Consider the following 12,612-nt stretch of genomic DNA (forward strand, 5'->3'; position numbering starts at 1 on the left):
GTCAGGAGCGCTCAGCCTCCTCGGCCTCGTCCAGCTTCTTGTGCAGCTTGACCGGCTCCTGCTTCATGCCGCGGCGCATGCGAATATTGAGCATCTCCACCATCACCGAGAAGGCCATGGCGAAGTAGATGTAGCCCTTCGGCACGTGCACGTCGAAGCCTTCCGCGATCAGCACCACGCCAATCACCACCAGGAAGCTCAGGGCCAGCATCTTGATCGACGGGTGGCGGTCGACGAAGTCGCTGATGGGGCCGGCGGCGAACATCATGACGCCCACGGCGGCGACGATGGCGGCGACCATGACCGGGATCTGGTTGACCAGGCCGACGGCGGTGATGACTGAGTCGAACGAGAATACGATGTCGATCAGCGCGATCTGGATCAGGGTGGCGAAGAAGGTCGGTGCCCCCTTGACCTCCCGCTCCTCCTCGCCATCGGCGCCTTCGAGGCTCGCGTGGATCTCCATGGTGCTCTTCCAGAGCAGGAACAGCCCGCCGCCGATGAGGATGATGTCCCGCCCGGAGATGCCTTGCTCGAACACGGTGAAGAACGGCTCGGTCAAGCGCATGATCCAGGCCAGCGACAGCAGCAGCAGGATGCGCGTGACCATGGCCAGGGACAGGCCGAAATAGCGCGCCTTGGCGCGCAGGTGTTCCGGCAGGCGGTTGACCAGGATGGCGATGAAGATGATGTTGTCGATGCCGAGGACGATTTCCAGGGCGGTCAGGGTGAGGAAGGCCATCCACACCGCAGGGTCGAGCAGCAGTTCCACAAGGGACTCCGGAAGTTTGCGAATGCCGGGATTATACGTAGTCCCGCCTTTGAGCGCCGCCCTTCGCCTTGCCGGGCCAGCGCCGGACGGTGTAGGGTTGTAAGACTCACTCCCATGGGAATGCTGCCCCATTGGAATGGGGCATTTTCATCCACGCTTCACTGACAGGAGCACGACATGACCGTCGATCATCACGATCTCGTCCACGAGTTCCCCGAGTACAAGGAACGCATCCATCAATTGAAGATGGACAACGCCCACTTTGCCAAACTGTTCGAGGAGTACAACGATCTGACCAACAAGATCGAGGTGCTGGAGAACAACGAGGTGCCGGTCGCCGACGAGAGCCTCGAGGACCTGAAGAAGCAGCGCCTTACGCTGAAGGACGAACTCTACGCCATGCTGACCGCCTGATCCCCGATCGGGCTGCGCACACCGGAGGCCGCGACGAGCGGCCTTTTTGCTGGTGCGCCCGGCAGGGCGCACTCACTTGGAGGTGGAAGTCCTCTACTCGCCCGGCAAGGGGAAGAGTTAGCCGAACGGCAAGGGTGTCGTGGGTAACTGCGAATCTGGAGGAAGCCGAAGGCAAAGCGCTGGCCCCGAAGACCTTCTTTGATCGTCTAGGTCTGGTGTCGCTGCTCGATACGACGCGACGACTCCAGTGTCTTTCATGAACCGCCGTATGCGGAACCGCACGTACGGTGGTGTGAGAGGGCGACGGGGGTGACCCCGTCCTCTACTCGATTCCCAAGCCTAGCCGGTGCGCAATATCTGGCCGAGGCGGGCGCCATAAGCACGCACTCGCGCCAGGAAGTGCGTGTCCCCAAAAGCGAAAACGGTCGTTTGCTCGGCGAGGGGCAGGGCGGCGAGCAGCGCCTCCGCTCCACCCTCGAAAGCCCCCGGCAGGCCGTCGACACTAGCCAGACGCGAGGGGATGCCCCAGTCCTCCAGCAGGGGGATGGCGGCGATCACCCCGGCTGGCATGCCTTCGATGAGAAACCGCGAGGGGCGGGGACGGAAGGGGACCGGGCCAGGCGGCTCATACAGCGCCAGCAGCCGCCCGGGAAGTACACCGCGCAGCCGCTCGCAGAGATGGATCAGGGGGGCAAGGCCAAGCCCCTGGGCGATGAGGATGGCCTCCCCTTGCGGGCACACCAAGGGCGCCCCGTCGAGGGTCGCGGCATCGTCAGGGCGTGGGGCTGTGGAGCGGTGGGCCAGGACCTCGAGTCGGCCGCCTTGGGGCTCACGCATCGGCCAGAGGGTGTCGCCTCCAGCCAGGCGGAGATGCTGCCCTGGGGCGGGTGGGGGACAGTCCCCCGGCCAAGCGAGGGTGAGGTGGAGGTAGGGGCCGAGCTCGGCTCGCCCCAGGATGGTCAAGGGATCAAGCCTCACAGGGCAGGCGCTCGGAGCGTGCCTCGAGGAAGTCGCGCAGGGCGCGCAGGAACTCGTTGGGTGTCTCGACATGCGGCCAGTGATGGGCCAGTGGCAGGCTGACCACGCAGGCCCGCGGGAAGCTTTGGTGGATCAGGCCGAGGTCGGCGTCGCGCACGTAGTCCGAATGCCCGCCGCGGATGAATAGGGCCGGTCCCTCATACAACCGATCGAGGAAGGGCATGGCGTTGAGCTCCTCGTACGCCTCCTCCAGCCCGGCCAGGTTCAGCCGCCAGTGGAACCGTCCGTTGCCATCCCGCGCGAGATTGGTCAAAAGGAAGTCGCGAACCGCCGGGTTGGGGATGTGCGCGGCCATCGCCTCGCTGGCCTCGCGGCGTGAGGTGATGCGGGCGAGCGGCACGGCGTGCAGGGCGCGGAACAGCTCAAGGTGCAGGGGCGGGTAGGCGCGAGGGGCGATGTCGACCACGGTCAGGCTATCGATGCGCTCGGGCGCGCGGCTGGCGAGCAGCATTGCCGCCTTGCCGCCGAGCGAGTGGCCCAGGAGGTGGGCGCGCGCAAGGCCCAGACGATCCATCAGCGCCAGGGTGTCGCCCGCGATGTCCTGGTAACGGTTGGTGGGCGCATGCGGGGAGTCGCCGTGATTGCGCAGGTCGGGCAGGATGACCTGCCAGGTATCGGCCAGGCGCTGGGCGATGCTTCGCCAGTTCGCGCCCGAGCCGAACAGGCCGTGCAGGATGATCAGCGGCTCGCCCCGGCCCAAGGTTTCGTAATGCAGCTTCACGTGGGTGTCCGAGCGGAAGGTGCGGGCAAGGATACCATCACGGTGATTCATGCCCGTAGAGCTTGTGGTACAGGCCGCGCTGCTCCAGCAGCTCCGCGTGCGCGCCCTGCTCGACGATGCGGCCGTTCTCGAACACCAGCACCCGGTCGGCCTGGCGCACGGCGGACAGGCGGTGGGCAATGATGAGCACGGTGCGATCCGCGAGGGCCTGGCGCAGGTTGGCGTGTACCTTGGCCTCGGTGACGTTGTCGAGCATGGAGGTCGCCTCGTCGAGGATCACCACGCAAGGCTCGGTCAGCACCATGCGGGCAATGGCCAGCCGCTGGCGCTGCCCGCCGGAGAGGCGCACGCCCTGGTTGCCCAGTGGGGTGTCGAGCCCCTGCGGGAGGGCCTCGACGGTCTCGCGCAGCTCGGCCACCCCGAGGGCGTGCCAGAGGGACTCATCGGGCATGTCGCGCCCGAGGGTGAGGTTGGCGCGCACCGTGTCGTTGAACAGCGCGGGCTGCTGCAGCACCACCGCCACGTGCTCGCGCACCTTGGCAAGGCCAATCTGTTCGATGGGGAAGCCGCCGTACAGCACCCGGCCGGACTGCGGGGTGTAGAGGCCGAGCAGCACCTGGGCGAGGGTCGACTTGCCGCCGCCACTGGCACCGACCAGGGCGACCTTTTCCCCTGGGGCGATGTCGAGGCTCACCCCATCCAGCACCGGCTGGTCCTCGCGGTAGGCGAAGCGCACGTCTTCGAGGGTCAGGCTCACCGTCTTCCGCCCGGCGAACGGGTCGTGCAGGGCCGGGTAGCTGGGCTCCTCACGCAGGGCGGCCAGCCCGTTCAGGCGCGCAAGCGCGGCCTTCGCCCCGTACCAGGAGAATTGCACGCTCAGGAGCTCCTGCACCGGTCCCATCATGAACCACAGGTAGCCGAACACGCCGATCATCACGCCAATGGACAGATCGGAGAACACCACGGTGAGCATCGCCACCGCGCGGAAGACGTCGAAGCCGAACAGGAACACCATGAACGACAGGCGGTTCATCGCATCGCTCTGCCAGGCCTGGGCGACGGCGGTGTCCCGCACGCCGCGCGCCCGCTCGACCACCCGCGCAAGGTAATGCCGCTCCCGGTTGGCGGCGCGGATCTGCTGGATCACCTCCAACGTCTCGGTCAGCGACTGCTGGAACAGCTCGAAGGCGGAGTTCTCGCGTCGCTTGAGCTCCTTCACCCGCTTGCCGAGCTTCATCGTCAGCAGGATCACCAAGGGGTTGAACAGCAGGATGATCAGGGCGAGCTGCCAGTGCAGCCACAGCAGGACGGCCGAGGTGCCGATCAGCATCAGCACGTTGACCAGAAAGCGCGCCACCGTCTGGCCGATGAAGGTGTCGATCGTCTCGACGTCGGTCACCAGACGCGAGGTGGTGCTGCCGCTGCCGAGGGTCTCGTACTCGGCCATCGCCACCCGGCCGAGCCTATCGAGCAGGGTGCGGCGCAGGCGATAGCTGACATCCTTGCTGATCCGGGTGAAGGCGCGCGTCTGCCAGACGTTCAGGCCCAGGGCGGCGATGCGCAGCACCAGGGTCAGCAGCATCACTGCCGTCACGTACAGCACCGGGCCGTGCCAGGCCTGCGGGAAGAGGGCCTGGGTGGCGTGCACCAGCGTGCCGGGCTGGTGGAGCAGTACCTCGTCGACCAGCAGTGGAAGCAGCAGGGGCAGTGGGATGCTGACCGCCGCGGCGAGGACGGCGACGATATGCGCCTGCACCAGGGCGCGACGGTGTTCGAGCGCCCAGCTGAGGATCTTGCGCCAGGTGAAGGCGGCGGGAGCGGGCATGGGATGCGGTGACGTATTCAAACCATAGCCTCGAAGTATGCCTATACTCGAACCGTGATCTCACGGGGGCAGGCCCCCTTCACAGCCTGTTCAGGGGCCCTTGGGGTCTCTACAAAAATCCAAGGGATTGGGAGCAGAGTTTTCCCAATGCCTTGGCGGTAAGGAAAACGGAGATGCATGTTCTCATTACGGGCGGCGCAGGCTTCATTGGCAGCCATCTCGCCGAATATCACCTCGCCCTGGGCGACAAGGTGCATGTGGTCGATGACCTCAGCACCGGACAGCTCAGCAATATTGCCCCATTCCTGGATGATCCGCATTTCCGCTTCACCGAGCAGGACATCCTCACCTGGTGCGAGCTGGATCATGCCGTGGGCTGGGCCGATCGCATCTACCACATGGCTGCCGTCGTCGGCGTTTTCAGGGTGCTGGCCGAGCCGATCAAGGTCCTTGCGACTAATATCGCGGCCTGTGAACGGCTGCTGCGTGCGGTTGTGCACGGTGGCTGGCGGCCGCAGGTCGTGATTGCCTCCAGCTCGGAGGTCTATGGCCCGCAAGGCCGTGTGGCCCTGCATGAGGGAATGCCGTTGTTGATCACCCCGGGGGCCCCGCCGCGCTGGAATTACGCCATCAGCAAGCTGGCCGACGAAGCACTGGGGATCTCTTACGCGCGTCAACACGGTATCCCCGTGGTGATCGCGCGGCTGTTCAACACCGTCGGTCCGCGCCAAACCGGTCGTTATGGCATGGTGGTGCCGCGCTTCGTGCGGCAGGCTGTGCGCGGTGAGCCCTTGACCGTGTTCGGTGATGGCCTGCAGAGCCGCGCCTTCATCGATGTGCGGGACACGGTGCGTTATCTCGATCAGTTGGCCCAGCATGCCTCGACGGAGGGCGTCATCTGCAATGTCGGGCGGGATGATGAGATCACCATCGAGAACCTGGCGCGCAAAGTCATCGAACGCGTGGGTTCGACTTCAACTATCCTCACCATGGACTACGAGGCAGCCTATGGTCAGGCCTATGAGGATATCCCCCATCGCCGACCATCCGTCCGGAAATTGCATGAGCTGGTGGAGCACCGTCCGACATGGACGCTGGATGCCACCCTTGATGATTTGATTGCGCGCGTGCGCGCCGAGGAGACATGACTCATGGCTACGGTGCCTTATTTCGTCATCAGCCCCAACACCGTGCTTAGCCTGGTGGGTCTTGTGCACGGTCCGGACAAGACAGAGCCCACCCCCGCCGAAGATTGGCGACAAGCCGTGGTGGACGTGGTCATCCCTGCCCGCAATGAGCAGGCGAACATCGTCCTGGCCCTCGAATGCCTGCTCCAGCAGACCCTGAAGCCGCGCAAGGTGGTGCTGGTGGACGATGGCAGCGAGGATCACACGGTCGAGTACGCGCAGCGCTTCGCTGCAGAGAACGGTTTGGCCCTCGAGGTGATCCGGCGTGCCCACTCGATCGGCAAGACCCCCACCATCAAGCGCCAGTCGCGCGAGTCGGATGCCGACGTCGAACTGGTGCTGGACGCCGACACGGTCTTGGTCGAGGGCAACTACATCGAGCGTCTGGTCCAGGAGCTTTATCAGGGGGTGGGCATTGCCAGTGCGTGCGGGGTGGTGCAGCCCATGCGCGAAAAGGATCGCCGTGCGCGCATCCAGGGGGAGCGGATCGCCTCCTTCCTGCAGCACAACCCCGATGTTTCGCTCTACCAGCCTGCCGGTACCTGGTGGCACCGGTTCAACCGCAACATCACCAACCTCTACCGGGGGGAGCTGTACGCCTTCCTCCAGCGTTTCGTTTACCGCGGGCAGATGATGACCTTCGGCAGCATCACCAACCCGGTGGGCTGTGCCGTGGCCTACCGGCGCAAATACATCAAGGACCTGTTCGATACCTACGAGCCCATCCTCGGGGATGACCTCACCAACTCCGAAGACATCTTCATCGGCTTCGCTCTCATCAATCGCGGTTATCGCAATATCCAGGTACAGGACGTCACCGCCCTCTCCCTGGAGCCGGAGGCGACCAACCTGCCCAAACAGATCTACCTCTGGTCTTCCTCCTTCCTGCAAAGCTGCTACTACTTCGATGACCTGATGCGCAGCCCCTTCAAGAGCTGGCGGCGCTGGCGGCATCGGCAGGCCGAAAAGCACAACCCTGAGCTTCAGGAAAAACGCAAGATCAAGGAGGCCTACCGGCAACCCTTCGGTGAGGAGTTTACGCGCCAATACGGCCGCCCCATGGGGTGGGTCCTGTTCATGTCGGCCTTCGAGAAGGTCTCTTTCCCCACAGTGATCCTGATCATGATCCTCCTGCAATGGTGGATGCCTCTGCTCATCACGCTGGCGGCCGAAACGACGCTCTCGGTGGGCCTGATGGCAGCGCTCACGCCCAAGGAGCGCGTACGCACTGCGATCAAGGGTATCCTCATGACGCCCATCCGCTACATGAGTCTGCTCTATGACATGGTCACCATAGGCCGCTTCGCGACCGATCTGTGGCTCACTGGCAATAGGAAGTGGCGCAAATGAAGACCAAGCACACGACACTCAGACTGGCCATCCTCCTGTGTCTGGCCAGCCCGGCCTGGGCGCAAGCCTCGCTGGATGAGGCGATGCGCGCCGAAGCGGCGCAACAATGGGATGAAGCCGCCCGCCTCTATCGAAACACGCTCAAACAAACGCCGGATGCAGGGACATGGCAACGCCTTTCGGATGTCGAAGCCCGGCGGGGGCAGGCGGTGGCCGCGGCGGAGGCGCTTGAACAAGCGGCAAGACTCAAGCCCCATGATGCCGATTTGGCCTTGAAAGTCGCGCAGGCCTGGGCGCAGGCCGGGCGTGCCAAGGAGGCCTTGGCCGCCTGTGAACGCGCGGACAGCCTGCGGCCAGGCGATGAGGCTATCCTGCGCAGCTGCGCCGTCCATGCCAATTGGGCGGGGGATGCCGCGCTCGCTGCCCGTTATTGGCGTGAGCTCTTGGCCAAATATTCCACCCGGCCCGAGGAGCGGTTGCATTACGCCCAAGCCCTGAGTTGGTCGGGGCAGTTGGATGAGGCTGCCCGGGTCTTTCGTGCTTATCTGGCCGAAAGTCCGCAGAATGAGGCGGCCTGGCTGGACTATGTGCGCACACTCACCTGGATGGGAGACTATGCGGGGGCGGATGCCGCCCTCGAGGACTACCGCCAGCGCTTCGGTGAAACCACCGCATGGCATGCCACCCGTGGGCGCATGCTGGCCTGGGCCGACTGGCCGGATGCAGCCTCAAGGCACATCGATCCGCTGCTCGCCAGCCAGCCGGATGACTACGAAACGCTCTACACCCAGACGGTGATCCTGCGGCAGGGCAACCGGCCCAAGGAGGCCTTGGCCACCCTCGCCAAAGTGCAGGCCCTGCGGCCCGATTCGCGGGATACCTATGACCTCACCCGCGTGACCCGTCTGCCACACCGGCCTGCCGTCACGCTCGGGGGCTTCGCCTACCAGGACTCCGACGACATCGACGTCGTGCGCGCGGATATTCGCGGTGTCCTGCCACTGAACGAGAGGACCGCTCTGCTGTTGGGCGGGGGGACGGAGCGGCTGAGCACACGTGCCGGCAGCGTCTTCCAAACCCTGACGGGGGAGCGCTCCGTCACCCTCCAAGATGCTTGGCTCGGGGTGCGGCACCGCGTCACGCCCTGGCTTGGTATGGAGGCGCAGGTGGGCGGCGTGCGTGTGGATGACTTTGGTGAACACATGACCGGCGCCCTGTTGGCCGAGTTCCGACCGAGCGATCCGCTGCGGCTGTCCCTCAGTGCGAGTCGCACCCCTCACATGCCCTCGCCGCTCGCGGCCTCTTACGAAGTGATGGCGGATCAGCTCATGGCCCGCTTCAACTGGCGTCCAACGCTGGGCACCACGGTCGAAGGGTACGTCGCACAGGCCAACCTGAGTGACGACAACGCGCGCAAGGAGTTGTACCTTGCCCCGCGCGTTGCCGTCCTGCGCAGCCAGTCCTTCAATCTCGACACCGGGGTTTCCGCCCGCTGGCTGGATTACCGCCATCATTTCGATCACGGTTATTACAGCCCGGATGATTATCGGCGCTATGCCTTCGACCTGTATGGTTACTGGAAGATCGATGATGACAACGCCGTGGGTATGACCGCGAGCCTCGGGTGGTACAAGGATGCCGCGATGAGCGGGTATGAGTTCGGTTCCAACCTGATGCTGGAGGGGTTCTTCGGCATTTACAAGGATACCTATCTCCACCTCTGGGGAGGGTATGGCTCGCAAAGCCTGGCGACGGGCCGGTATGATGCCTGGTCTGTCCGGGTCGAAGTCACCCAGCGTTTTTAAGGGATCAAGATGACCTTCGATGAACAAGGTGCCCACATCGCCGTGATCGGCATGGGATATGTGGGCCTGCCGCTTGCCGTTGCCTTCGCCCGGCATTGGCCCACCCTCGGTTTCGACGCCAACAAGACGCGCATCGAGGAGTTGCAACACGGCTATGACCGCACCGGCGAGACCACGGAGGCCACCCTCAAAACCTCCCCGGGATTGCGATTCTCAGCTGATACGAGCGAACTTGCTTCGGCCACGGTTTATGTGATCGCCGTGCCGACCCCCGTGAACCTCGCCCGCCAGCCTGATTTCGAACCCCTGCTCTCGGCCAGTGAAACGGTCGGCCGGGTTTTGAAGCCTGGTGACGTGGTGATTTACGAATCCACCGTCTATCCAGGCGCGACGGAGGAAATCTGCGTCCCGGTGTTGGAGCAGGTTTCGGGTCTTGCCTTCAATGTTGATTTTTACGTGGGCTACAGTCCCGAGCGCATCAATCCGGGGGATGGCAGTCATAGCCTGGAAAACACGGTGAAGGTGACTTCGGGATCGACGCCCGAGACCGCGGATTTCATCGACCGACTTTATCGACGCATCGTCAAGGCTGGCACCTTCCGCGCGGAGAGTTTGCGCGTGGCCGAGGCGGCCAAGGTCATCGAGAATACCCAGCGGGATGTCAACATCGCCCTGATCAACGAACTGGCCATGCTCTTCCACCGTTTGGGCATGGATACGCGCGCGGTGTTGGAGGCGGCGGCGAGCAAGTGGAATTTCCTGCCCTTCCAGCCGGGTTTGGTGGGTGGGCATTGCATCGGCGTCGATCCGTATTACCTCACCTACAAGGCCCAGATGGTCGGCCATCATCCCGATGTCATCCTCGCCGGGCGCCGGATCAATGACGACATGGGGCGCTACGTGGGCGAGCGGGTCATCAAGCTGATGGCGCAGCATCGCGTGCCCTTGGCCGATGCGCGTGTGCTGATCCTGGGGCTGACGTTCAAGGAAAACTGCCCGGATATCCGCAATACCCGGGTGGTCGACATCATCCAAGACCTGCAAGAGTATGGCATCAGCGTGGATGTGCACGATCCGCTCGCCCTGCCTGACGAGGCACGTCAGATGTATGGCCTGGCCTTGACCAACGAGCCCGCGGAAGGGTGCTACGCTGCGGTCGTTCTGGCCGTGGCGCATGAGTATTACCGGGAGTGTGGTGCGGCGTGGGTGCGTGCGCGGCTGCAGGAGGGCGGCGTGGTCTTCGACGTCAAGGGCCTGTTGCCACGCGATGCGGTCGATGGGCGCTTGTGAGGTCAAGATGCACACTCCTCATCGTCTCTGGGCGGGGTTGATCGTGCTGGTCTTGGGGCTGTCCGCCTGCGGTCAGAAGGGCGATCTCTACCGCTCGGACACCCTGGCGGGGCAGGGCGGCGCCAAAGAGGGCATGGTCGAAAAAACGGTGCGGTAGCATAATCGGCTCCCCACGTTGCATTGATCCCATTTCATGTCTTCCACACCCTTTGCTCGCCGTGACGGCCTCCTGTACGCCGAGGGCGTCGCGCTTTCCGAGGTCGCTGCCGTGCATGGCACGCCGACCTACGTCTACTCGCGCGCCGCCATCGAGGCGAATTTCCGGGCCTTTGATACCGCCTTCGGTGCCCATCCGCATCTGGTCTGCTTCGCGGTCAAGGCGAACAGCAATCTTGCGGTGCTCAACCTCTTGGCGCGTCTGGGGGCGGGGTTCGACATTGTCTCGGGCGGGGAGCTCGAGCGCGTGCTGGCGGCAGGCGGTGAGGCGGGCAAGGTGGTGTTCTCCGGCGTCGGCAAGAGCCGCGCGGAGATGGCGCGGGCGCTGGAGGTCGGCATCCGTTGCTTCAATGTCGAATCCCTGCCGGAGCTCGAGCGCCTCAACGAGGTGGCGCTGGCCCAGGGCAAGCGCGCCCCGGTGTCCTTGCGCGTCAACCCGGACGTGGATGCCAAGACCCATCCCTACATCTCCACCGGCCTGAAGGAGAACAAGTTCGGCATTGCCATCGAGGACGCCGAAGCGGCCTACCTGCGCGCCGCCGCGCTGCCGGGGCTGGAGGTGATCGGGGTGGATTGCCACATCGGCTCGCAGCTGACCGAGCTGCGTCCCTTCCTCGATGCGCTCGAGCGCGTGCTGGCGCTGGTCGAACGACTCGCGGCGCAGGGCGTGCAGCTGCATCACTTGGACCTCGGCGGCGGCCTCGGCATCCGCTACCGCGACGAGACCCCGCCAGCCCCGGCCGAGCTGATCGGTGCGCTGATGGAGCGCCTCGGATCGAGCGGCTACGAGATCATCGTCGAGCCGGGCCGCTCCATCGTCGGCAATGCCGGCGTGCTGCTGGCCCGCGTGGAGCTGCTCAAGCACAGCCCGCACAAGGACTTCGCCATCGTCGACGCGGCCATGAACGACCTGATGCGCCCGGCGCTGTACGGTAGCTGGATGGACATCCAGCCGGTCGGGTCCCGTGCGGGTGAGGCACGCGAGTACGACGTGGTCGGCCCGGTGTGCGAGACCGGCGACTTTCTTGGCAAGGGCCGCCGCCTGGTCCTGGCCGAGGGCGACCTGCTGGCGGTCATGGGCGCCGGGGCGTACGGCTTCACCATGAGCTCCAACTACAACACCCGTCCGCGGGCCGCCGAGGTGATGGTCGATGGTTCGGCCATGCACGTGGTGCGCGAGCGCGAGCACCTGCCCGACCTGTGGCGCGGCGAGCACCTGCTGCCGTGACGACATTGGACTGGTCCACGACCTTCGCTGCGCTCTGGCGGGCCCGGCGCCAGGCGCTCAAGCCGGTGGCCGAGGCGGACCTCGACACCCCGCCGCTCGAGAGCCTGCTTGGCATCGAGCGGCAGAAGACCGCCCTGCTCGACAACCTGCGCCGTTTCACCCTCGGCCAGCCGGCCAACCACGCCCTGCTGTGGGGGGCGCGCGGCTGCGGCAAGTCCTCGCTGGTCAAGGCGGTGTTTGGGGTGTTGCGCTTGGAGGGCCTGCGCCTGGTGCAGATCGACAAGGAGGACCTGCTTGATTTGCCGGACCTTGCCGACGCGCTGCGCCATCAGCCGCACCGCTTTCTTGTGTTCTGCGATGACCTGAGCTTCCAGCCGGGGGAGCCGGCTTTCCGCGCGCTGAAGACGGTGCTGGATGGCTCCATCGAGCGCCCGCCCGCGAACATCCTCCTCGTCGCCACCTCCAATCGCCGCCATCTCGTGCCCGAGCGCATGGCGGACAACCTCGCGGCCACCCATGTCGAGGGGGAACTGCATCTGGGCGATGCCACCGAGGAGCAGCTCGCGCTGGCCGACCGCTTCGGCCTGTGGTTGTCGTTCTACCCGCCCGATCAGGACACGTTCCTTGCCATGGTTGCAGGAAACGGCGTGGCGCTGGACGAGGCGGCGCGGCTGGAGGCGATCCGTTTCGCCACCACGCGCGGAGGCCGCAGCGGCCGTGCGGCTAGGCAGTTCGGCCAGTCCCTCCCGCGCAAGGGGTGAGCGTC

General features: G+C 65.0%; 12 protein-coding genes. 8 read left to right on the forward strand and 4 right to left on the reverse strand.

Annotated elements, in window-relative coordinates; translation table 11 throughout:
• Position 1 precedes the first annotated feature (1 nt).
• Positions 2-772 carry a TerC family protein gene (locus V6D91_RS08225; protein ID WP_347319437.1) on the reverse strand — a complete coding sequence of 257 codons (771 nt, stop codon included), beginning with the start codon at positions 770-772 and terminating at the stop codon, positions 2-4.
• A 177-nt stretch (positions 773-949) separates the two neighbouring features.
• On the opposite strand from V6D91_RS08225, the gene V6D91_RS08230 reads away from it, so the two are divergent.
• The gene (locus V6D91_RS08230; RefSeq protein ID WP_347319439.1) at positions 950-1,186 is read left to right on the forward strand and encodes a YdcH family protein; all 237 of its coding nucleotides are present in this window, start codon (positions 950-952) and stop codon (positions 1,184-1,186) included.
• Positions 1,187-1,525: 339 nt separating this feature from the next.
• Here V6D91_RS08230 and V6D91_RS08235 read toward each other — a convergent pair whose 3' ends face one another.
• From V6D91_RS08235 to V6D91_RS08245, 3 genes are read right to left on the reverse strand one after another with little or no spacing between them, the layout of a single operon-like run.
• Complete coding sequence (locus tag V6D91_RS08235; protein WP_347319441.1) at positions 1,526-2,164, reverse strand: hypothetical protein; 639 nt, start codon at positions 2,162-2,164, stop codon at positions 1,526-1,528.
• Positions 2,154-2,996 (reverse strand): alpha/beta fold hydrolase, encoded by an 843-nt coding sequence (locus V6D91_RS08240; protein WP_347319443.1) that lies wholly within the window; start codon positions 2,994-2,996, stop codon positions 2,154-2,156. Before V6D91_RS08240 ends, V6D91_RS08235 begins: the two co-directional genes overlap by 11 nt.
• A complete protein-coding gene (locus V6D91_RS08245) occupies positions 2,983-4,770 on the reverse strand; it encodes an ABC transporter ATP-binding protein (RefSeq protein WP_347319445.1) in 1,788 nt (595 codons plus the stop codon). The genes V6D91_RS08240 and V6D91_RS08245 overlap by 14 nt, the downstream gene beginning before the upstream one ends.
• Positions 4,771-4,943: 173 nt before the next feature.
• On the opposite strand from V6D91_RS08245, the gene V6D91_RS08250 reads away from it, so the two are divergent.
• The 7 genes from V6D91_RS08250 to V6D91_RS08280 are packed head-to-tail and all read left to right on the forward strand — an operon-like array spanning position 4,944 to position 12,607.
• The gene (locus tag V6D91_RS08250) at positions 4,944-5,918 is read left to right on the forward strand and encodes an NAD-dependent epimerase/dehydratase family protein (RefSeq protein ID WP_347319447.1); all 975 of its coding nucleotides are present in this window, start codon (positions 4,944-4,946) and stop codon (positions 5,916-5,918) included.
• 3 nt (positions 5,919-5,921) lie between these two features.
• On the forward strand, positions 5,922-7,307 hold the full coding sequence (locus V6D91_RS08255) for a glycosyltransferase (protein WP_347319449.1): 1,386 nt from the start codon (positions 5,922-5,924) through the stop codon (positions 7,305-7,307).
• Positions 7,304-9,112 carry a tetratricopeptide repeat protein gene (locus tag V6D91_RS08260; protein ID WP_347319451.1) on the forward strand — a complete coding sequence of 603 codons (1,809 nt, stop codon included), beginning with the start codon at positions 7,304-7,306 and terminating at the stop codon, positions 9,110-9,112. The genes V6D91_RS08255 and V6D91_RS08260 overlap by 4 nt, the downstream gene beginning before the upstream one ends.
• A gap of 9 nt (positions 9,113-9,121) precedes the next feature.
• Positions 9,122-10,402: a nucleotide sugar dehydrogenase gene (locus V6D91_RS08265; protein ID WP_347319453.1), complete on the forward strand. Its 1,281-nt coding sequence runs from the start codon at positions 9,122-9,124 to the stop codon at positions 10,400-10,402.
• Between the two features lie 7 nt (positions 10,403-10,409).
• Positions 10,410-10,559: a lipoprotein gene (locus V6D91_RS08270; protein WP_347319455.1), complete on the forward strand. Its 150-nt coding sequence runs from the start codon at positions 10,410-10,412 to the stop codon at positions 10,557-10,559.
• 36 nt (positions 10,560-10,595) lie between these two features.
• Positions 10,596-11,846, forward strand: coding sequence for a diaminopimelate decarboxylase (gene lysA, locus V6D91_RS08275; RefSeq protein WP_347319457.1), 1,251 nt, complete (start codon positions 10,596-10,598; stop codon positions 11,844-11,846).
• Positions 11,843-12,607 (forward strand): ATP-binding protein, encoded by a 765-nt coding sequence (locus V6D91_RS08280; protein WP_347319459.1) that lies wholly within the window; start codon positions 11,843-11,845, stop codon positions 12,605-12,607. Before lysA ends, V6D91_RS08280 begins: the two co-directional genes overlap by 4 nt.
• Positions 12,608-12,612 lie beyond the last annotated feature (5 nt).

Source organism: Thiofaba sp. EF100, assembly GCF_039822285.1.
Taxonomy (GTDB): Bacteria; Pseudomonadota; Gammaproteobacteria; order Halothiobacillales; family Halothiobacillaceae; genus Thiofaba.